Source organism: Pseudomonas sp. Q11 (genome assembly GCF_024494355.1).
GTDB classification, from domain to species: Bacteria; Pseudomonadota; Gammaproteobacteria; order Pseudomonadales; family Pseudomonadaceae; genus Aquipseudomonas; species Aquipseudomonas hefeiensis.
On sequence record NZ_JAKNQY010000022.1, the window covers coordinates 23,656 to 44,239 of the forward strand.

The following is a 20,584-nucleotide window of genomic DNA, read 5'->3' on the forward strand; positions in this document are numbered from 1 at the left end:
GATTGTACCGAGCCTTGGGGAAAACATGTAGGAGCTGCCGCAGGCTGCGATCTTTTGATCTTGAGATCCAAGATCAAAAGATCAAAAGATCAAAAGATCAAAAGATCGCAGCCTGCGGCAGCTCCTACAGGGCGGGGGGTCCCGCGATGGGCGAGCGTTCCATCAGACCTTTACGGGCTTCATAAGCCAGCCGCACCGGCGCGAACGAGCGCCGATGGATGGGCGTCGGCCCAAGGCGTGCCAGGGCTTCCAGATGAACGGGCGTCGGGTAGCCCTTGTGACCGCCGATGCCGTAGCCCGGGTAGATCAATTCGAAGGCGCTCATTTCCCGGTCACGGCTGACCTTCGCCAGAATCGATGCCGCCGCGATGGCCGGCACCTTACCGTCACCCTGGATGACCGCTTCGGCGCGCATCGACAGTTTCGGGCAGCGATTGCCATCGATCATCGCCAGTTTCGGCGTGATGTGCAGGCCTTCCACGGCGCGCTGCATGGCCAGCATGGTGGCGTGCAGGATATTCAGCTCATCGATTTCTTCGACTTCGGCCCGGGCAATGCACCAGCTCAGGGCTTTCTCACAGATTTCGTCGTAGAGCTTTTCACGACGGGCTTCAGTGAGTTTCTTCGAATCGTTGAGGCCCAGGATGGGCCGGTTCGGGTCGAGAATCACCGCCGCCGTCACCACCGCACCGCACAAAGGGCCACGGCCTACCTCATCAACACCGGCCACCAGCTCTTCAACTTCAGCGACCAGATTGAAGTCCAGGCCCATCTGCAATTTCACGTTACTCATTGTTTGGCGCCAATCAGGGACAAAACCGCGTCAGCGGCCTGGTTCGAGGCATCGCGACGCAAGGTACGATGAATTTCGTCAAAGCCCCGGGTCTGCTCCTGGCCGCCATCGATCAAGGGCGACAGCGTATTGGCCAGCGCATCGGCGGTGGCCTCGTCCTGCAGCAGTTCTGGCACCAACACGCGCTGGGCTAACAGGTTCGGCAAGGAGATGTAGGGGCTCTTGACCATGCGCTTGAGGATCCAGAACGTAAGCGGCGCCAGGCGATAGGCGACCACCATCGGGCGTTTGTACAGCAACGCCTCAAGGGTAGCAGTGCCGGACGCAATCAACACGGCATCACACGCAGCCAGTGCGAGATGGGAGCGGCCGTCGAGCAGCGTGACTGGCAGATCACGGCCGGCCAGCAGTGTTTCAAGCTGAGCCCGGCGTTGCGGGCTGGCACAGGGCAGGACGAAACGTACGCCGGGACGCATCGCCCGCAGGCGCTCGGCTGCGTCGAAGAACAAGCCCCCCAGGCGACTTACCTCCCCGCCACGGCTGCCGGGCATCAAGGCCACCAGTGGACCGTCGGGTAGCCCCAACGCTTGGCGAGCCCCCTCACGGTCGGCCTCCAGAGGAATGGTATCGGCCAGGGTGTGCCCGACAAACCGTACCGGCACGCCCTTCTCTTCGTAGAATCGGGCTTCGAACGGCAGCAGTGTCAGCATCAGGTCGCAACCTTCGCGGATTTTCAACACACGCTTCTGCCGCCAGGCCCAGACCGAGGGGCTGACGTAGTGCACCGTCTTGATACCGGCCTGGCGCAACTTGAGTTCGATATTGAGGGTGAAATCCGGCGCATCGATACCAATGAACACATCCGGTTTTTCGTCGACCAGGGTCGCGATCAGCTTCTTGCGGCGAGCCAGCAACTCGCGCAGGCGTCCCAATACTTCAACCAGTCCCATCACCGACAAGCGCTCCATCGGGAAGTAGGACGTCAGCCCTTCGGCTTGCATCAACGGTCCGCCCACACCGATGAACTCGATCGCGGGGTGCTGCGCCTTGAGCGCGCGCATCAGACCGGCGCCCAGAATGTCACCGGAAGCCTCTCCCGCCACCAGTGCTATACGCAAGTTAGCCATGGTTAGCGAGTGATGCCGCGAGTCGAGGACTGGATGGAGTCGCGGAATATCGCGACTTCCGGGAATTGCGCCGAAGCCTCGGCCAGTTCGGCGAGTGCCTGCTCGACGGTCAACCCCTGGCGGTACACAACCTTGTAGGCGCGCCGTAGCGCCGTGATCGCTTCTTCGCTGAAACCACGACGGCGCATGCCTTCGAAATTCATGCTGCGGGCTTCAGCCGGGTTACCGAACACGGTGATATAGGCCGGGACGTCCTTGCCGATGGCAGTGCCCATACCGGAAAAGCTGTGGGCGCCGATATGGCAATACTGATGGACCAACGTAAACCCGGACAGGATCGCCCAGTCGTCCACGTGCACATGGCCGGCCAACGCGGTGTTGTTGACCAGGATGCAGTGGTTACCAATGACGCTGTCATGACCGATGTGGGCGTAGGCCATGATCAGGTTATGGTCGCCCAGGGTCGTTTCGGAACGATCCTGCACGGTGCCACGGTGAATCGTCACGCCTTCGCGGATCACGTTGTGATCGCCAATGACCAGACGGGTTTCCTCACCTTTGTACTTGAGATCGGGCGTGTCCTCGCCTACCGAAGAAAACTGGTAGATGCGATTGTGCCGACCGATCCGGGTCGGCCCCTTGAGTATTACATGGGGACCAATCACCGTACCCTCGCCGATTTCCACACCTGGGCCGATGATCGACCATGGGCCGACCTCGACATCCGCGGCCAGGACGGCCGCCGGATCGATGATTGCGCGAGGGTCAATCAAACTCATAGTTTGCGTTCCGCACAGATGATTTCAGCGGAGCAGACCGGTTTGCCGTCTACCGAAGCCTGGCATTCGAACTTCCAGATCTGGCGCTTGCAACTGATGAATTTGGCTTCGAGGATCAGTTGATCGCCCGGGGTGACCGGCTGGCGAAAACGCAGCTTGTCGGAACCGACGAAGTAATAAAGCGTGCCGTCGGCAGGCTTCACGTCGAGCATTTTGAAACCAAGGATCCCGGCAGCCTGAGCCATTGCTTCGATGATCAGCACGCCGGGCATGATTGGATGCGCGGGGAAGTGACCGTTGAAGAACGGTTCGTTGATGCTGACATTCTTGTAGGCGCGAATCCGCTTGCCTTCAACGTCAAGTTCCACCACCCGGTCCACCAGCAGGAACGGGTAACGGTGAGGCAGGTATTCGCGAATCTCGTTGATGTCCATCATTTCGGGGGGAAGCCTATGTAAAGATTGGAAGCGCACGATCGACGCGCGCCCCTCTAGCAAATCAAGGAGGCAGTCTAGCGGCTGTGCACACTTGATATGGAAATGGTATCAGCCATCTGATGAAGCATTACCGTCAGGGGTCACGTCCCCTACACGCTTTTCCAACTGACGCAGACGCCGCGCGATGTCATCGAGCTGGCGGATTCGGGCCGCGCTCTTGCGCCATTCGGCCGCCGGCTGCATCGCCGTACCGGAAGAATAAGCACCCGGTTCGGTGATCGAATGAGTCACCATGGTCATTCCGGTGAGGAATACGTTGTCACAGATATCGATGTGTCCCACCAGCCCCACACCACCGGCGAGCATGCAGTGCTTGCCGATCCGGGTGCTGCCGGAGATGCCTACGCAGGCGGCCATGGCGGTATGGTCACCGACCTGGACGTTGTGGGCGATCTGGATCTGGTTGTCGAGCTTGACGCCATTGCCAATGACCGTATCAGCCAGGGCACCACGGTCGATCGCGGTGTTGACGCCGATCTCCACGTCGTCGCCGACAGTAACGCCGCCGATCTGGGCGATCTTTTGCCAGATCCCCTTCTCCTTGGCAAAACCAAAACCTTCACCGCCCAATACCGCGCCAGACTGGATCACGACCCGCTTGCCGATTCGCACGTCGTGATACAACGTGACCCGCGGAGCCAACCAACCACCTTCACCGATCTCGCAGCGCGCGCCTATGAAGCAATGGGCACCCAACGTAACGCCGGCGCCGATCCGGGCTGCGCTTTCGATGACGACAAAAGGACCGATGCTGGCCATGGGATCAACCACCGCATCCGCCGCGATGACCGCGCTGGGATGGATACCGGGCGCCGACTTGGGCTTGGGGTCAAACAAATGTGAAATCCGCGCATACGCCAGATAAGGATCCGGGACGATCAGTGCATCGCCTGCGAACCCTTCGGCATCGGCGGGCTTGAGCAATAACGCTGCGGCCCGGCTGTCAGCCAGGTATTTGCGGTATTGAGGGTTTGCCAGGAAGCTCAACTGAGCTGGGCCAGCCTCGTGTAAAGTGGCTAGCCCAGTGATGACCTTCTCCGGGTCGCCACGCAGGGTGGCGCCAAGGAACTCGGCCAACTGGCCGAGCTTGATAGTCGCTGTCATGGATTACTTCAGCTGATTCATGCGCTCGATAACCTGGCGCGTGATGTCGTACTGAGGTTTGACATCAATCACTGCGCCACGCTCGAACACCAGGTCAAAACCACCTTTCTTGATGACTTCTTCCACCGCCCTGTCGAGCTTTGGCTTGAGCTGCTTGAGCATCTCGCGGTCGGCAACGGCTTTCGCTTCGTTCAGCTCCTTGGACTGGAACTGAAAGTCACGGGCCTTTTGCTTGAACTCAAGCTCCAGACGCTCACGCTCGCCCTGGGCCATTTTGTCGCCACCGGAGACCAGACGATCCTGGATACCCTTGGCGCTGCTCTCCAGGCTCTTGAGCTTGGTCAGTTGCGGGCCGAACTTTTTCTCGGCGTCCACGGCATATTTTTTCGCCGCGTCGGATTCCAGCAGGGCCATCTGATAGTTCAGTACGGCGATCTTCATGTCGGCAAAAGCCGGACCTGCGACCATCAAGGTCGCCAGGAGAACCAATTGAGTCAACTTACGCACGATGTACTCCTACAAAATCCATTGTCGTTATCTTGGGTCAAACGCTTAGAACGTCTGGCCGAGGGAGAATTGGAACACTTGAGTTTCAGCGTCATCCGGTTTCTTGATCGGCATCGCCAGGGCGAAGCTCAAAGGACCCAGCGCGGTGACCCAGGTCACACCCACGCCCACGGAACTTGCCAGGTTGCTCAGGCCGATGTCGTTGCACTTGGTATTGGACCTGCTGCCGTCGGTATTGGTGGTGTCCTCGCACGAGGAGTCGAATACGTTACCCACGTCCCAAAATACCGAGGTACGCAAGGAGCGCTGATCCTTGACGAACGGCATCGGGAACAACAGCTCGACACCGCCCTGGATCAAGACATTACCACCGAACGGCAGCGGATCCTGGTCCGGATCACGTATGGTTCCCGGGTTGGTGCCCCTGCTCGGCGTACTGCGCGGGCCAAGGGTGCTGTCCTTGAAACCACGAACCGAGTTGAAACCACCGGCGTAGTAGTTCTCGTAGAACGGCAAGCCGTCGGTGGAACCATAACCGTCGCCATAACCCAGCTCAGTGTGCAAACGCATGGTGTAATTATCAGACAGCGGCTGGAACAGTTGGCCACGATAGTCGAGCTTGAAGAACGAGAGGTCGCTGCCAGGGGTGGTAGTTTCCAATACCAGGCTCTGGGAACGGCCACGGGTCGCCAGCACGCCTTTGTTCAAGGTCGACTCGGACCATCCGACAGACGCCTTGAAGTTCAGGTACTTGTCGCCTTCCTTTTCAACGAAGTCAAAAATCTCGTCAACGGTATAACGCCCGGTGCTGATTTCGTCCTGCTGGGCGGTGAGACCGAATGTAAGCCGCGAAGTCTCGCTGATTGGATAACCCACGTTGACGCCTGCACCCAGGCTGTCCACGGCATAGCTGGAGATGTCGGAGTCGAGCTCGTCATAGTCAGTGGTGCGATAGAAGGCGTTGTAGCCCAGGCTCACACCGTCTGCAGTCCAGTAGGGGTCGACGAAGCCGAAGTTGTAGCGGGTCTGGTATTCGCTGCGGGTCAGGCCGACGCTGACCCGGTTACCGGTACCCAGGAAGTTGTTCTGGGTGATCGAACCGCCGAGGATCAGGCCGGCGCTCTGGGCAAAACCGACGCTGGCGGTGATCGAACCGGAAGCTTGCTCTTCAACGCTGTAGTTCACATCGACCTGGTCATCGACGCCGGGCACTGCCGGAGTCTCGACGTTGACTTCCTTGAAGAAGCCCAGGCGTTCCAGACGAGTCTTGGATTGGTCGATCAGGTAGGTCGACGCCCAGCCACCTTCCATCTGGCGCATTTCACGGCGCAGCACCTCGTCCTCGGACTTGGTGTTGCCACGGAAGTTGATGCGGTTGACGTAGGCACGCTTGCCCGGATCCACGGCGAAGGTGATGTCGACGGTATGGTCTTCATCGTGTGGCTGAGGCACGCCGTTGACGTTGGCGAAGGTATAACCTTCGTTACCCAGGCGCCGGGTGATCAGTTCGGAAGTGGTGGTCATCAGCTTGCGCGAGAACACCTGGCCCTTCTGCACCAGCAGCAGCGACGTGACCTGGTCTTCAGGGACCTTCAGGTCACCGCTGAGCTTGACGTCACGAACGGTGTACTTGTCGCCTTCGTTGACGTTGACGGTGATGTAGACGTGCTTCTTGTCCGGGGTGATGGACACCTGGGTCGAAGCGATGTCCATGTTGATATAGCCACGGTCCAGGTAGTAGGAACGCAGGCGCTCCAGGTCACCGGAGAGTTTTTCGCGGGCGTACTTGTCGTCATTCTTGAAGAACGACAGCCAGTTGGTGGTCTTGAGCTCGAACAGGTCGATCAGGTCTTCATCCGGGAAAACGGTGTTGCCCACCACGTTGATGTGCTGGATGGCCGCAACGGTGCCTTCATTGATGTTGACCTTAAGGCCTACGCGGTTGCGCGGCTGCGGTACCACTTCGGTGTCGACGGTGGCCGAGTAACGGCCCTGGGCAACGTACTGGCGTTGCAACTCGTTACGAACACCTTCGAGGGTGGCGCGCTGGAAGATTTCGCCTTCGGCCAGGCCGGATTGTTTGAGGCCCTTCATCAGGTCTTCAGTGGAGATCGCCTTGTTGCCTTCGATCTCAATACTGGCGACCGATGGCCGCTCAACTACCGTGATGACCAGGACATTGCCGTCACGACCCAGTTGGATATCTTGAAAGAAGCCGGTTTTGAACAGCGCACGAGTGGACTCCACCAGGCGCCGATCATCCGCCTGCTCGCCGACGTTTAACGGCAAGGCACCAAAGACACTACCCGCGGAGACCCGCTGGAGGCCATTGACGCGAATATCAGAGATAGTGAAGGACTCGGCGTGAACTTCGGCGATCATCAATACGGTGAGAACCGCAGTTAGCAGCAGACGTTTCATGAAGTCCTTTCTTATTCCAACTGGCAATAAACAAACTGCCGCAAAATGCGGCAGATTCGCAATTCAGCGAAGCGTTACAGACGACCCAAATCGTTGACCAAGGCAAGCAACATAACCCCGACCACCAAGCTGATACCGATCTGTATCCCCCAACCTTGCACCCTATCCGACAAGGGACGACCACGCGCCCACTCGATCAGATAAAACAGCAGATGCCCCCCATCCAGTACCGGAATGGGCAGCAAATTCAGAACCCCCAGGCTAATGCTCAGATAAGCAAGGAAATTCAGGAAATCAGCGACGCCCGACTGGGCAGAAGCGCCCGCCACTTTAGCAATGGTTATCGGTCCACTCAAGTTTTTTACCGAGAGCTCGCCGAACAACATTTTCTTGAGCGAATCGAGGGTCAGGATGCTCATGGTCCAGGTACGACGCGCGCCCTCGCCAATCGCCGCCACAGGGCCGAAGCTGACCTCGCGGACCATCTCCGGCGGCCAGTCGACGGCCTTGACGCCGGCGCCCAGATAACCGGTCGGCGCCTTGCTCTCGCCACGGGCGGCCAGGGTTACCGGGACGTCAATTGGAGCACCATCGCGTTCGACGCGCAGCACAATTTTGGTATCAGGACGTACGCGAACCGAATCGACCACCTGTTGCCAGTCGCTTACCGGCAGGCCATCGAGCGACAGCAGCCGATCACCGGTCTTCAGGCCTGCTGCCTGGGCCGGGCCTTTCGGATCAAGCTCGGCCAGCACCGGCGGCAACGCAGGTCGCCAAGGCCGAATGCCCAAGGAACGGATCGGATCCGGCTCGTCGGCACCCTTGAGCCAGTTATCCAGCACCAGTTCGCGAGGCGACTGCGTCGTCGAACCTTGCTCACGCACCACCAACTGCAACGAGCCGCTCTCGCCCAGACGCCGCACCAATTGCAGATTCACGGCCGCCCAGCCCGAGGTGGGCTCGCCGTCGATGGCGACGATTTCCTCGCCCGCGCCCAGACCCGCCCGTGCGGCTACGCTGCCAGCCTCGACCGCGCCGATGACCGGCCGCACCTGTTCGCTGCCCAACATGGCCAGGGCCCAGAAAAAAACCATGGCCAGTAAAAAGTTGGCAATCGGCCCCGCCGCCACGATGGCGATACGCTGACGGACGGTCTTGCGATTGAAGGATTGGTCGAGCTGATCGGCGGGCACTTCACCTTCGCGCTCGTCGAGCATCTTCACGTAGCCGCCCAGCGGAATGGCCGCCACAACGAATTCGGTGCCTTTTTTGTCATGCCAGCGCAGCAGCGGCATGCCGAAACCGACGGAAAAACGCAGAACCTTGACGCCACAGCGACGCGCGACCCAGAAATGACCGAATTCGTGAAAAGTGACCAGCACCCCCAATGCAACCAGGGTGCCGACAATCATATAGAGCGCGCTCATCTGTTTTCTCCGCAATCCTGCCCAGGACAATCCTGGCTAACGTACCGCAGCCTCAACGCCCGTGGCGCTTCAACCATTGGCCCGCCAGCTCGCGAGCCCTGGCGTCCGCCGTGAATACCGCATCAAGGTCATCGAGCGAAACCACGGCCTCGAGGTTCAAGACCTCCTCGATGATACTCGCGATCTCGAGGTAACGGACACGTCCGTCGAGAAACGCTGCAACCGCCACCTCATTGGCGGCGTTAAGCATGGCCGGAGCACTGTTGCCCGCCTCGGCCGCCTGTCGCGCCAGACGCAGGCATGGAAAGCGCTGCTCGTCCGGCGCCTGGAAATCCAGGCGGGCAATGGCAAACAGGTCCAGCGGCGCCACGCCCGAATCGATCCGCGCAGGCCAGGCCAGTGCATTGGCGATCGGGGTGCGCATGTCCGGGTTGCCCAACTGGGCCAGTACCGAACCGTCGATGTAGTCAACCAGGGAGTGGATCACGCTCTGCGGGTGAATCACTACCTCGACCTGGGAAGGCCTGGCATCGAACAACCAGCAAGCCTCGATCAGTTCCAGGCCTTTGTTCATCATGCTGGCCGAGTCCACGGAAATCTTGCGTCCCATGGACCAGTTCGGGTGAGCACAGGCCTGCTCCGGTGAAACATGCACCAACTCTTCCAGCGGAGTCTGCCGGAACGGGCCGCCGGAAGCTGTCAGCAAAATCCGCCGGACCCCCACCGCGCCCAGGCCGCGGGAAAAGTCCTGCGGCATGCATTGAAAAATCGCATTGTGCTCGCTGTCGATGGGCAACAACACCGAGCCGCTTTTGCGCACCGCCTGCATGAACAGCGCGCCGGACATTACCAAGGCCTCTTTGTTGGCCAGCAGGATCTTCTTGCCAGCCTCCACCGCCGCCAGCGTCGGACGCAAGCCCGCCGCGCCGACAATCGCCGCCATCACCGCGTCGACTTCAGGATCGGAGGCCACCTGACACAAACCCTCCTCCCCCACCAGCACACGGGTAGGCAAGCCTGCCGCTCGCAAGTCGTCCTGCAAGGCCCGCGCAACGCCAGCCTCGGGCACCACGGCGAACCGCGGGGTGTGGCGTATGCACAGCGCCAGCAACTCACTCAAGCGAGTGAAACCACTGAGGGCAAACACCTGGTAGCGCTCCGGGTGCCGGCCGATGACGTCAAGCGTACTCAGACCAATCGAACCGGTAGCCCCCAGGACGGTGATGTATTGAGGGCGACTCACGATGCCGCCATCCACAACAACACGGCAAAGATCGGAATCGCAGCGGTGAGGCTGTCGATGCGATCCAGCACCCCACCATGGCCGGGCAGCAGATTACTGCTGTCCTTGATGCCGGACTGACGCTTGAACATGCTTTCGGTCAGGTCGCCGACCACCGAAACAAACACGATGAGGGCGGCGCCAAACAGGCCCATCAACAACTGCCCGGCACTCCACTCGCGCACGACGCCGACCACGGCCGTGATCACCAGGCTCAAGGCCAGGCCTCCATAGACCCCTTCCCAACTCTTGCCAGGACTGACCTTGGGCGCAAGCTTGCGCTTGCCAAACGCCCGCCCGGAGAAATAGGCACCGACATCCGCACCCCAGACCAACACCATCACGGCCATGATCTGCCAGTTGCCCAACGGGCCTTGCTTGATCCAGATCAGCCCTTGCCAGGCCGGTAGCAGGATAAGCAGGCCAATCACCAGCTTCGCGGCAGCGCCGGCCCAATGATGCGTGGTCCGCGGATAGGTCAACACCAGGAAAGTCGCCGTGGCCCACCACAACACCGCTGCGCCCAGCACCCAGGGCGCGATACCCGGCACCAGGTACATGACGAACAGCATCGCCGCCACGGCCACGGCGTAGGCCACGCGCGCAGACTGCGCGGGGAAACCCGCCAGGCGCGCCCACTCCCACGCCCCCAAAGTCACGACCAACCCGATGAACAGCGCGAAACTGGCACCTTCAAGCAGGAAGAATCCACCCAGGGCGATGGGCAGCAGGATCAGGGCGGTGATGATTCGTTGTTTAAGCATTAAACCCGGGCTCCAGCTTCGATCTGTTCGCTCGTTTTACCGAAACGACGCTGACGGGAAGCGAAATCGGCCAGCGCCGTGCGCATGGCTTCGTGTTTGAAGTCCGGCCAGAACAGGTCGGAGAAGTACAGCTCAGCGTAGGCCAGCTGCCAGAGCAGGAAGTTGCTGATGCGATGCTCGCCACCGGTGCGAATGCACAGGTCAGGCAATGGCAAGTCGCCAGTGGCCAGACAGGTCTGCAACAGCTCAGGCGTGATGTCTTCCGGCCGCAGATGCCCGGCTTGGACTTCCCGCGCGAGCCGTTGGGCCGCCTGGGCGATGTCCCACTGACCGCCATAGTTGGCAGCAATTTGCAGGACGAACCGATCGGCACCCGCCGTGGCGGCCTCGGCTTCGCGCATTGCCGCCTGCAACTCGGGATGAAAGCGCGAGCGATCACCAATAATCCGCAGGCTGATACTGTTGTCGTTGAGGCGCTTGGCCTCACGCCGCAGGGCCTTGAGGAACAGGTCCATCAAGGCACTGACTTCATCGGCCGGACGCTGCCAGTTCTCGCTGGAGAAGGCGAACAGGGTCAATACCTCGACCCCAGCTTCGGCGCACACCTCGATGACCGCGCGAACTGCATCGACCCCCGCCTTGTGCCCGGCAACGCCAGGCATAAAGCGCTTCTTGGCCCAGCGATTATTGCCGTCCATGATGATCGCCACGTGGCGCGGAACCGCGAACGGCACGGCCTGCTTGGTCTTTTCCATGAAAACGAGACCCTTATACGGCCATCAGGTCTTTTTCTTTCTGCGCCAAATCCGCGTCGATTTTAGCCACGTACTTCTTGGTCAGGTCATCAATCTCGCCAGTGGCGCGACGCTCTTCGTCTTCGCTGATTTCCTTTTCCTTGACCAGGTCCTTGAGCTGACTGTTGGCATCACGGCGGATATTACGCACGGCGACGCGGGCGTCTTCAGCCACATCACGGGCCTGCTTGGTGAAGCCCTTGCGGGTTTCCTCGGTCAGGGCCGGCATGGAAATCAGCAGCAACTCACCCAGGTTGGTCGGGTTCAGGTTCAGGCCGGCACTGCCGATGGCCTTGTCGACCGCGCCCAGCATGTTGCGTTCAAAGGCAACGACTTGCAGGGTACGTGCATCCTTGACGGTGATGTTGGCCACTTGCTTGATCGGGGTATCAGAACCGTAGTACGGCACCATCACACCTTCCAGGATGCTTGGGTGCGCCTGGCCGGTACGAATGCGACCGAAGTTGTGTGCCAGCGACTCCACGGATTTCTGCATGCGCTCTTGAGCGTCTTTCTTGATTTCGTTGATCATTGTTGTGCTTCCTCGATCAGTGTTCCTTCGGCGCCACCATGCACGATATTCAGCAGGGCGCCGGGCTTGTTCATGTTAAAGACGCGTAGCGGCATCTTGTGGTCGCGGCACAGGCAGATAGCCGTGAGGTCCATGACACCCAGCTTGCGATCCAGTACTTCATCGTAGGTCAGATGATCGAACTTCTCGGCATGCGGGTCTTTGAACGGGTCAGCGGTATAGACGCCATCGACCTTGGTTGCCTTGAGCACGACATCGGCATCGATCTCGATCGCTCGCAGGCAGGCGGCCGAATCCGTGGTGAAGAACGGATTACCGGTGCCGGCGGCAAAAATCACCACTTCCTTGGCATTGAGGTGGCGCATGGCTTTGCGGCGGTCGTAGTGATCGGTCACGCCGACCATGGAGATGGCCGACATTACGATGGCCGAGATATTGGCACGCTCCAGCGCATCGCGCATAGCCAGGGCGTTCATCACAGTGGCCAGCATGCCCATGTGGTCGCCCGTAACCCGATCCATGCCGGCCGCGCTCAGCGCTGCACCGCGAAACAGGTTGCCGCCGCCGATGACCAGGCCGACCTGAACGCCGATCCCCACCAACTGGCCGACTTCCAGCGCCATGCGATCCAGCACTTTCGGATCGATCCCGAACTCTTCCGAGCCCATCAGGGCCTCGCCGCTAAGCTTGAGTAGAATGCGTTTATAGCGAGCCTGATAACCACTGCCCTGCTGAGCCATTGCGAATCTCTCCTGCGGCGTAATTTTCGAAAATTCTTTCAAGCTGTTTGCAGCCTGGGTTCACTCTAGTCTGACGCTGACACAGCGCCATCGGAACACGGCTTTGTAAGCCAGTTCCGACAGGAAACCAATAAAAATCGGCATCCCCATCCAAAAAGAGGCTGCGCGCGTTAAGCGGGCAGCCTCTTCTGGGCGACAGTTGTGGAAACCGTCTTATTGCTTGCTGGCAGCAGCTACCTGGGCAGCAACTTCAGCAGCGAAGTCGTCAACCGGCTTCTCGATGCCTTCGCCTACTTTGAAGTAGGTGAAAGAAACGATTTCAGCACCGGCTTTCTTCGCCAGGTCGCCGACTTTGATTTCCGGGTTCTTGACGAAAGCCTGTTCAACCAGGCTGGCTTCGGCCAGGAACTTGGAGATACGGCCGCTGACCATTTTTTCTGCGATTTCAGCAGGCTTGCCTTTGAGCTTCTCTTCGTTGAGCTGCAGGAAAACGCTCTTCTCGCGCTCGATCGCTTCAGCCGAAACGTCGGTAGGCAGCAGGAACTCAGGGTTGGTTGCAGCCACGTGCATGGCGATGTCTTTCGCCAGCTCGGTATCGCCGCCCTTCAGGACGACCGCAACACCGATCTTGTTGCCGTGCAGGTAGGTACCGACCACGTCACCTTCAACGCGAACCAGGCGACGGATGTTGACGTTCTCACCGGTCTTGCCAACCAGGACCAGGCGCGCTTCTTCCTGAGACTCGATCAGCGGGGCTGCGTCGGTCAGTTTGTCAGCAAAGGCTTTTTCGACGCTGGCAGCGACGAATGCTTTGAAGTCATCCTGCAGAGCCAGGAAGTCGGTCTGGGAGTTGACTTCCAGCAGAACGGCGACCTTGCCGTCGTCCTTGATGGCGATAGCGCCTTCAGCGGCAACGTTGCCAGCTTTCTTGGCAGCCTTGATGGCGCCCGAAGCACGCATGTCATCAATGGCTTTCTCGATGTCGCCGCCAGCCTTGGTCAAGGCTTTCTTGCAGTCCATCATGCCTTCGCCGGTACGCTCGCGCAGTTCTTTGACCAACGCTGCAGTAATCTCTGCCATTTCAAAATCCTCTTGGATAGGTTTTCAACCATTCCACCCGATTGAACGGGCGTGCAATTCTTCCCGAACCACCCTTGTTAGCCGCTGCACGTTACAGATGCTGTAGCTGCGCTGCTGACAAATGGTTTTCGAGGTGGCAAAAAGGGGGCCAAGCCCCCTTTTTGCTTACTGAGTCAACGCCAGGGCGTCAATTACTCAGCGGCTGCTGCCGGAGCTTCTTCAGCGAAGACTTCGGTGCCGCCATTAACGTTGTTGCGACCACGGATAACAGCGTCTGCCATCGAACCCATGTACAGCTGGATGGCGCGAATGGCGTCATCGTTGCCTGGGATGATGTAGTCAACGCCTTCCGGGCTGCTGTTGGTATCGACAACGCCGATGACCGGGATACCCAGCTTGTTGGCTTCGGTGATCGCGATGCGCTCGTGGTCAACGTCGATCACGAACAGTGCGTCAGGCAGACCGCCCATGTCCTTGATACCGCCCAGGGAGCGGTCCAGCTTCTCAAGATCGCGAGTGCGCATCAGCGCTTCTTTCTTGGTCAGCTTGGCGAAAGTACCGTCTTCGGACTGGACTTCAAGGTCACGCAGACGCTTGATGGAAGCGCGAATGGTCTTGAAGTTGGTCAGCATGCCGCCCAACCAGCGGTGATCGACGTACGGCGAACCGCAACGTGCTGCTTCTTCAGCAACGATCTTGCCAGCGGAACGCTTGGTGCCGACGAACAGAATCTTGTTTTTGCCCTGGGCCAGGCGCTCTACGAAGGTCAGTGCCTCGTTGAACATTGGCAGGGTTTTTTCAAGGTTGATGATGTGGATCTTGTTACGCGCGCCGAAAATGTACTTGCCCATTTTCGGGTTCCAGTAACGGGTCTGGTGACCGAAGTGCACACCGGCCTTCAGCATATCGCGCATGTTGACTTGGGACATGATAGTTCCTTGATAAGTCGGGTTTGGCCTCCACGTATCCCAATGACCAACCAGCGGCCTATATAAGCCGAAGGCACCCAGGTCATCGTGTCGACACGTGTGTGGATTTAAGCTTGCGGGGTCATCCCCGGAAAGCGGCGCATTTTATACCACAGCAAGGGCGAAAACGGAACACAGATCCTGAAAACCTGGCAAAGCACCGCTCCCACTGCCCTTTCATTGCCTGTGGATACAGCCTTTGATAGAGAGAAGCGATGCATGCAGGCGCGGATTTGCGCTGCTCGTCTGTTAGAATCGCGTTTTTCAGGGCCGCCGGGGTCATCATCCGCCGCCCATTTCGTTTTGAACAGCGCCGTCGGGCGCAGAGAGAGCCTGTATGACCGTTACCCTCAAAACCCCCGAGGACATCGCAAAAATGCGTGTCGCCGGCAAACTCGCCGCCGACGTGCTGGAAATGATTGCCGAACACGTCAAGCCGGGCGTTACCACCGAAGAACTGGACCGGATCTGCCACGACTACATCGTCAATGAGCAGAAAGCCATCCCTGCCCCGCTCAACTACAAGGGCTTCCCGAAGTCGATCTGCACCTCGATCAACCACGTGGTCTGCCACGGTATCCCCAACGAAAAGCCGTTGAAGGATGGCGACACCCTGAACATCGACGTCACCGTCATCAAGGACGGCTACCACGGCGACACCAGCCGCATGTTCCATGTCGGCAACGTGCCGGAATGGGCCCAACGCCTGTCAAAAGTCACCCAGGAATGCATGTACATGGCCATTGAACTGGTGAAACCGGGCTGCCGCCTGGGAGACATCGGCGAAGTGATCCAGAAACACGCGCAGAAGAATGGTTTCTCGGTGGTCCGCGAGTTCTGCGGCCACGGTATCGGCAAAGTGTTCCATGAAGAACCGCAAATCCTGCACTACGGCCGTGCCGGCACCGGCATGGAACTGCAAGCGGGCATGACCTTCACCATCGAGCCAATGATCAACCAGGGCCGCGCCGACACCAAGGTACTGGGCGACGGCTGGACCGCCATCACCAAGGACCGCAAGCTGTCGGCCCAGTGGGAACATACCTTGCTGGTTACCGAGACTGGGTACGAGATCTTCACCCTGCGCAGCGACGACACCATCGCTCGCGTTTCCGCCTGATCCACAACCCAGCTATAGATAGAAAGAAAGGAAAGCCATTCGATGCCGCAGGTGGATCCCGAACTCTTCGACCGCGGCCAGTTCCAGGCTGAACTGGCCCTGAAGGCAAGCCCCATATCGGCCTTCAAGAAGGCGATCCGCCAGGCCCACGAAGTACTCGACCAACGCTTTCGCAATGGACGGGATATTCGCCGGTTGATCGAAGACCGCGCCTGGTTCGTCGATAACATCCTGCAAAAGGCCTGGGAGCAGTTCAACTGGAGCGAAGATGCCGACATTGCCCTGGTGGCGGTGGGTGGCTACGGGCGCGGCGAACTGCACCCCTATTCCGACATCGATTTGCTGATCCTGCTGGACAGCGCCGACCATGAAGTTTTCCGCGACTCCATCGAGCGTTTTCTGACGCTGCTGTGGGACATCGGCCTGGAAGTCGGTCAGAGCGTGCGCTCGGTGCAGGAGTGCGCCGACGAGGCCCGTGCCGACCTGACGGTGATCACCAACCTGATGGAAAGCCGCACCATCGCCGGCCCCGAGCACCTGCGCCAGCGCATGCTCGAGGTCACCAGCACGGCGCATATGTGGCCGAGCAAGGACTTTTTCCTGGCCAAACGTGCCGAGCAAAAGGCCCGCCACCACAAGTACAACGACACCGAGTACAACCTGGAACCCAACGTCAAAGGCTCCCCTGGCGGATTGCGGGACATCCAGACGATCCTGTGGGTAGCCCGTCGCCAGTACGGCACGCTGAACCTGCGGGCCCTGGCTGGCGAAGGCTTCCTGGTGGAAAGCGAAAACGCCCTGCTGGCCTCGTCCCAGGAATTCCTGTGGAAAGTGCGCTACGCCCTGCACATGCTGGCCGGGCGCTCCGAGGACCGCCTGCTGTTCGATCACCAGCGCTCCATCGCCGGACTGCTGGGTTTCGAGGGGCAGGATGCCAAGCAGTCCATCGAAAACTTCATGCAGCAGTACTACCGGGTGGTGATGAGCATCGCCCAGCTCAGCGAGCTGATCATCCAGCACTTCGAGGAAGTCATCCTCGCGTCCCAGGACGAAGCGCCACCACAACCGATCAACTCACGGTTTCAACTGCATGACGGTTACATCGAAGCGCGTAGCGCCAACGTGTTCCGCCGCACGCCATTCGCCATGCTCGAAATCTTCGTGCTCATGGCCCAGCAGCCAGAAATCAAGGGCGTACGCGCCGACACCATTCGCCTGCTGCGGGAAAATCGTCACCTGATCGATGACGACTTCCGCCACGATATCCGCAATACCAGCCTGTTCATCGAGCTGTTCAAGTGCAAGATCGGCGTGCACCGCAACCTGCGGCGCATGAACCGCTACGGGATCCTGGGGCGCTATCTGCCAGAGTTCGGCTTCATCGTCGGGCAAATGCAGCACGACCTGTTTCACATCTATACGGTCGATGCCCACACCCTGAACCTGATCAAGCACCTGCGTAAGTTGCAATACACCCAGGTATCGGAAAAATTCCCGCTGGCCAGCAAGCTCATGGGCAAGCTGCCCAAGCCCGAACTGATCTACATGGCAGGGCTTTATCACGATATCGGCAAGGGTCGCCAGGGCGATCATTCCGAAATCGGCGCGGTGGATGCCGAGGCGTTCTGCCAGCGGCACCAACTGCCGGTCTGGGACAGCCGACTGATCGTCTGGCTGGTGCAGAATCACCTGGTGATGTCGACCACTGCCCAGCGCAAGGACCTGTCCGACCCGCAGGTGATCCACGACTTCGCTCAGATCGTCGGCGATGAAACACGCCTTGACTACCTCTATGTGCTGACCGTGGCCGATATCAACGCCACCAACCCGAGCCTGTGGAACTCCTGGCGCGCCAGTCTGTTGCGCCAGCTCTACACCGAGACCAAACGTGCCTTGCGCCGCGGCCTGGAAAACCCGGTGGACCGCGAAGAACAGATCCGTCGCACCCAAAGCGCCGCCCTGGACATCCTGGTGCGCGGTGGCACCGATCCGGACGATGTCGAGCAGCTCTGGTCGCAGTTGGGCGATGACTATTTCCTGCGCCACACCGCCGGCGACGTAGCCTGGCACAGCGACGCGATTTTGCAGCAACCGGCCGATGGCGGGCCGTTGGTGCTGATCAAGGAAACCACCCAGCGCGAGTTCGAGGGCGGCACGCAGATTTTCATCTACGCCCCGGACCAGCACGACTTCTTCGCTGTGACCGTGGCGGCGATGGACCAGCTCAACCTCAACATTCACGACGCCCGGGTCATTACCTCCAGCAGCCAGTTCACCCTCGACACCTACATTGTGCTCGACACCGATGGCGATTCGATTGGCGACAACCCGGCGCGGGTCAAACAGATCCGCGACGGTCTCACCGAGGCCCTGCACAACCCGGCGGATTATCCAACCATCATCCAGCGCCGGGTGCCGCGCCAACTCAAGCATTTCGCCTTTGCGCCCCAGGTGACGATCCACAACGACGCCCAGCGCCAGGTCACGGTGCTGGAGCTCAGCGCCCCGGACCGCCCGGGCCTGCTGGCACGGATCGGCCATATTTTCCTGGAGTTCGACCTGTCGCTGCAAAACGCCAAGATCGCCACCCTCGGCGAACGGGTGGAAGACGTGTTTTTCATCACCGACGCTCACAACCAGCCGCTATCCGATCCGCAACTGTGCAGCCGCCTGCAGGACGCCATCGTCCGGCACCTGAGCGTCAACCAGGAACCTGATACCAACCTGATGCGCATCAATATCTGAACGAACACATTTCCCCTGTGGGAGCGAGCCTGCTCGCGATGGCGGCGGAACATCCAGCATTGATGTTTCCTGACACACCGCTATCGCGAGCAGGCTCGCTCCCACATTGAACGAGGCCCCCGATGAACAACGCCCTGTCCCAGCTCCAGCCCTACCCGTTCGAAAAGCTCCGCGCCTTGCTCGGCAGCGTCACGCCCAACCCCGACAAACGCCCCATCGCGTTGTCCATCGGCGAACCCAAGCACCGCTCGCCCAGCTTCGTGGCTGAAGCCCTGGCCAGCAATCTGGAAAAGATGGCGGTGTACCCAACCACCCTCGGCATCCCGGAGTTGCGTGAGGCCATCACCGGTTGGTGCGAGCGCCGCTTCAACGTGCCAAACGGCTGGCTGGACCCGGCGCGCCATGTGCTGCCGGTCAATGGCACCCGTGAAGCCTTGTTCGCCTTCACCCAGACGGTGGTCAACCGTGGCGACGATGTCCTGGTGGTCAGCCCCAATCCGTTCTATCAGATCTACGAAGGCGCGGCGTTCCTGGCCGGGGCCAAGCCGCACTACCTGCCGTGTCTGGACGCGAACGGCTTCAACCCGGATTTCGATGCGGTCTCGCCGGACATCTGGAAACGCTGCCAGATCCTGTTCCTGTGCTCCCCGGGCAACCCGACCGGGGCGCTGATCCCGGTGGATGTGCTGAAGAAACTCATCGCCCTGGCTGACGAACATGACTTCGTCATCGCCGCGGACGAGTGCTACAGCGAACTGTACTTCGACGAACAGACCCCGCCGCCAGGCCTGCTCAGCGCCTGCGTCGAACTCGGTCGCAAGGATTTCAAGCGCTGCGTGGTGTTCCACAGCCTGTCCAAACGCTCCAACCTGCCCGGCCTGCGCTCGGGTTTCGTCGCTGGCGACGCGGACATCCTCAAGGGTTTCCTGCTGTACCGCACCTACCACGGCTGCGCGATGCCGGTTCAGACCCAACTGGCGAGCATCGCCGCGTGGAACGACGAAGTGCACGTACGGGCCAACCGCGCGCTGTACCGGGAGAAGTTCGACGCCGTGCTGGAGATCCTCAGCCCGGTACTGGACGTGCAACGCCCCGACGGCAGTTTCTACCTATGGCCGAATGTGGCGGGCGATGACGCGGCGTTTTGCCGGGACCTGTTCGAACAGGAACACGTGACCGTCGTCCCGGGTTCGTACCTGTCCCGCGATGTGGATGGCGTCAACCCAGGCGCCGGACGCGTGCGCATGGCCCTGGTTGCGCCATTGGCTGAATGCGTGGAAGCGGCGGAGCGGATTCGCGCGTTCATCCAACGTCGGGGTTGATGGCGGTACCGGGGCTGTTGTGGCGAGGGGATTTATCCCCGCTGGGCTGCGCAGCGGCCCCAGCAACCTCTGTACCGACCGAGTCACTGAGAATGACCAAGCACATCGGATCTGACTTTGACGACTTCCTCACCGAGCAAGGCATCGCCGAAGAGGTTTGCGCAGTTGCGCTCAAACGCATCATTTCTTGGCAGATGACCGAGGCAAATGACGCGTTAGAAAGTGATCAAAAAGACCCTGACACAGCGGGTGCTCAGTAGTCGCACCGCTGTTGACCGAGCACTGAATCAGAACGATGCGGGAATGACGCTGGCAACGCCTGCTAGCGGCACGTGCATTGGGTCAGAGAGTGGAAGTGTGGCTGGTTCCTGAGCAGGAAGAGGCTCACGCATAAGCGCTGTTGTGGAGAGGGAGTGGCCGCCGCGTCTGTGGCGAGGGGATTTATCCCCGTTGGGCTGCGAAGCGACCCCCAAACCAGCCAACTCGGTGTGCCAGGAAGATTGAGTTCACTGCTTTAGGGCTGCTGCGCAGCCCAGCGGGGATAAATCCCCTCGCCACAGGTCCAGTGCTTCACAGGTATTT

General features: G+C 59.9%; 18 protein-coding genes and 1 pseudogene. 4 read left to right on the forward strand and 15 right to left on the reverse strand.

The features are described 5' to 3' along the window. Positions 1–124: 124 nt before the first annotated feature. The 15 genes from rnhB to rpsB all read right to left on the reverse strand — a co-directional run bounded on the left by rnhB (position 125) and on the right by rpsB (position 14,776). Positions 125–778 (reverse strand): ribonuclease HII, encoded by a 654-nt coding sequence (gene rnhB / locus MA884_RS20715; protein ID WP_256232334.1) that lies wholly within the window; start codon positions 776–778, stop codon positions 125–127. 11 nt (positions 779–789) lie between these two features. Next, positions 790–1,920, reverse strand: coding sequence for a lipid-A-disaccharide synthase (gene lpxB / locus MA884_RS20720; RefSeq protein WP_256232259.1), 1,131 nt, complete (start codon positions 1,918–1,920; stop codon positions 790–792). A 2-nt stretch (positions 1,921–1,922) separates the two neighbouring features. Further along, the gene (gene lpxA, locus MA884_RS20725) at positions 1,923–2,699 is read right to left on the reverse strand and encodes an acyl-ACP--UDP-N-acetylglucosamine O-acyltransferase (protein ID WP_256232261.1); all 777 of its coding nucleotides are present in this window, start codon (positions 2,697–2,699) and stop codon (positions 1,923–1,925) included. Continuing rightward, entirely contained in the window at positions 2,696–3,136 is a 441-nt protein-coding gene (fabZ, locus tag MA884_RS20730) for a 3-hydroxyacyl-ACP dehydratase FabZ (protein ID WP_135843925.1), read from the reverse strand. Before fabZ ends, lpxA begins: the two co-directional genes overlap by 4 nt. A gap of 108 nt (positions 3,137–3,244) precedes the next feature. Continuing rightward, the gene (lpxD, locus tag MA884_RS20735; protein WP_256232262.1) at positions 3,245–4,300 is read right to left on the reverse strand and encodes a UDP-3-O-(3-hydroxymyristoyl)glucosamine N-acyltransferase; all 1,056 of its coding nucleotides are present in this window, start codon (positions 4,298–4,300) and stop codon (positions 3,245–3,247) included. Between the two features lie 3 nt (positions 4,301–4,303). Continuing rightward, positions 4,304–4,807: an OmpH family outer membrane protein gene (locus tag MA884_RS20740; RefSeq protein WP_047227567.1), complete on the reverse strand. Its 504-nt coding sequence runs from the start codon at positions 4,805–4,807 to the stop codon at positions 4,304–4,306. A gap of 45 nt (positions 4,808–4,852) precedes the next feature. Then, on the reverse strand, positions 4,853–7,228 hold the full coding sequence (gene bamA / locus MA884_RS20745) for an outer membrane protein assembly factor BamA (RefSeq protein ID WP_256232264.1): 2,376 nt from the start codon (positions 7,226–7,228) through the stop codon (positions 4,853–4,855). A 74-nt stretch (positions 7,229–7,302) separates the two neighbouring features. Further along, positions 7,303–8,655 carry an RIP metalloprotease RseP gene (rseP, locus tag MA884_RS20750; protein WP_256232266.1) on the reverse strand — a complete coding sequence of 451 codons (1,353 nt, stop codon included), beginning with the start codon at positions 8,653–8,655 and terminating at the stop codon, positions 7,303–7,305. Positions 8,656–8,707: 52 nt separating this feature from the next. Next, entirely contained in the window at positions 8,708–9,898 is a 1,191-nt protein-coding gene (gene ispC, locus MA884_RS20755; protein ID WP_256232267.1) for a 1-deoxy-D-xylulose-5-phosphate reductoisomerase, read from the reverse strand. After that, positions 9,895–10,701: a phosphatidate cytidylyltransferase gene (locus MA884_RS20760; protein WP_047227564.1), complete on the reverse strand. Its 807-nt coding sequence runs from the start codon at positions 10,699–10,701 to the stop codon at positions 9,895–9,897. Before MA884_RS20760 ends, ispC begins: the two co-directional genes overlap by 4 nt. Next, the gene (uppS, locus tag MA884_RS20765) at positions 10,701–11,456 is read right to left on the reverse strand and encodes a polyprenyl diphosphate synthase (RefSeq protein ID WP_256232268.1); all 756 of its coding nucleotides are present in this window, start codon (positions 11,454–11,456) and stop codon (positions 10,701–10,703) included. The genes MA884_RS20760 and uppS overlap by 1 nt, the downstream gene beginning before the upstream one ends. Before the next feature lie 13 nt (positions 11,457–11,469). After that, entirely contained in the window at positions 11,470–12,027 is a 558-nt protein-coding gene (gene frr / locus MA884_RS20770) for a ribosome recycling factor (protein WP_256232269.1), read from the reverse strand. Beyond that, a complete protein-coding gene (pyrH, locus tag MA884_RS20775) occupies positions 12,024–12,767 on the reverse strand; it encodes a UMP kinase (protein WP_003184915.1) in 744 nt (247 codons plus the stop codon). The genes frr and pyrH overlap by 4 nt, the downstream gene beginning before the upstream one ends. Positions 12,768–12,980: 213 nt before the next feature. Then, positions 12,981–13,847, reverse strand: a complete 867-nt coding sequence (tsf, locus tag MA884_RS20780) for a translation elongation factor Ts (protein ID WP_256232270.1) — start codon at positions 13,845–13,847, stop codon at positions 12,981–12,983. 191 nt (positions 13,848–14,038) lie between these two features. Beyond that, positions 14,039–14,776, reverse strand: a complete 738-nt coding sequence (gene rpsB, locus MA884_RS20785) for a 30S ribosomal protein S2 (protein ID WP_003198231.1) — start codon at positions 14,774–14,776, stop codon at positions 14,039–14,041. 376 nt (positions 14,777–15,152) lie between these two features. Between rpsB and map the strand changes: the two genes are divergently transcribed. The 4 genes and pseudogenes from map (at position 15,153) to MA884_RS20805 (ending at position 20,396) form a co-directional block, all read left to right on the forward strand. Further along, on the forward strand, positions 15,153–15,935 hold the full coding sequence (gene map, locus MA884_RS20790) for a type I methionyl aminopeptidase (RefSeq protein WP_047227560.1): 783 nt from the start codon (positions 15,153–15,155) through the stop codon (positions 15,933–15,935). A gap of 42 nt (positions 15,936–15,977) precedes the next feature. Then, positions 15,978–18,680, forward strand: coding sequence for a [protein-PII] uridylyltransferase (locus MA884_RS20795; protein WP_256232273.1), 2,703 nt, complete (start codon positions 15,978–15,980; stop codon positions 18,678–18,680). A gap of 122 nt (positions 18,681–18,802) precedes the next feature. Continuing rightward, positions 18,803–20,002, forward strand: coding sequence for a succinyldiaminopimelate transaminase (dapC, locus tag MA884_RS20800; protein ID WP_256232274.1), 1,200 nt, complete (start codon positions 18,803–18,805; stop codon positions 20,000–20,002). A gap of 92 nt (positions 20,003–20,094) precedes the next feature. After that, a pseudogene (locus MA884_RS20805) lies at positions 20,095–20,396 on the forward strand (Fis family transcriptional regulator). Positions 20,397–20,584 lie beyond the last annotated feature (188 nt).

Excerpts from the sequence above, each read along its gene's own strand:
- MA884_RS20795 (WP_256232273.1), top strand. The coding sequence starts at position 15,978 with ATGCCGCAGGTGGATCCCGAACTCTTCGACCGCGGCCAGTTCCAGGCT.
- tsf (WP_256232270.1), bottom strand. The coding sequence starts at position 13,847 with ATGGCAGAGATTACTGCAGCGTTGGTCAAAGAACTGCGCGAGCGTACC.
- lpxA (WP_256232261.1), bottom strand. The coding sequence starts at position 2,699 with ATGAGTTTGATTGACCCTCGCGCAATCATCGATCCGGCGGCCGTCCTG.
- rseP (WP_256232266.1), bottom strand. The coding sequence starts at position 8,655 with ATGAGCGCGCTCTATATGATTGTCGGCACCCTGGTTGCATTGGGGGTG.
- dapC (WP_256232274.1), top strand. The coding sequence starts at position 18,803 with ATGAACAACGCCCTGTCCCAGCTCCAGCCCTACCCGTTCGAAAAGCTC.
- uppS (WP_256232268.1), bottom strand. The coding sequence starts at position 11,456 with ATGGAAAAGACCAAGCAGGCCGTGCCGTTCGCGGTTCCGCGCCACGTG.
- fabZ (WP_135843925.1), bottom strand. The coding sequence starts at position 3,136 with ATGATGGACATCAACGAGATTCGCGAATACCTGCCTCACCGTTACCCG.
- frr (WP_256232269.1), bottom strand. The coding sequence starts at position 12,027 with ATGATCAACGAAATCAAGAAAGACGCTCAAGAGCGCATGCAGAAATCC.
- rpsB (WP_003198231.1), bottom strand. The coding sequence starts at position 14,776 with ATGTCCCAAGTCAACATGCGCGATATGCTGAAGGCCGGTGTGCACTTC.
- lpxB (WP_256232259.1), bottom strand. The coding sequence starts at position 1,920 with ATGGCTAACTTGCGTATAGCACTGGTGGCGGGAGAGGCTTCCGGTGAC.
- bamA (WP_256232264.1), bottom strand. The coding sequence starts at position 7,228 with ATGAAACGTCTGCTGCTAACTGCGGTTCTCACCGTATTGATGATCGCC.
- pyrH (WP_003184915.1), bottom strand. The coding sequence starts at position 12,767 with ATGGCTCAGCAGGGCAGTGGTTATCAGGCTCGCTATAAACGCATTCTA.
- MA884_RS20760 (WP_047227564.1), bottom strand. The coding sequence starts at position 10,701 with ATGCTTAAACAACGAATCATCACCGCCCTGATCCTGCTGCCCATCGCC.
- map (WP_047227560.1), top strand. The coding sequence starts at position 15,153 with ATGACCGTTACCCTCAAAACCCCCGAGGACATCGCAAAAATGCGTGTC.
- lpxD (WP_256232262.1), bottom strand. The coding sequence starts at position 4,300 with ATGACAGCGACTATCAAGCTCGGCCAGTTGGCCGAGTTCCTTGGCGCC.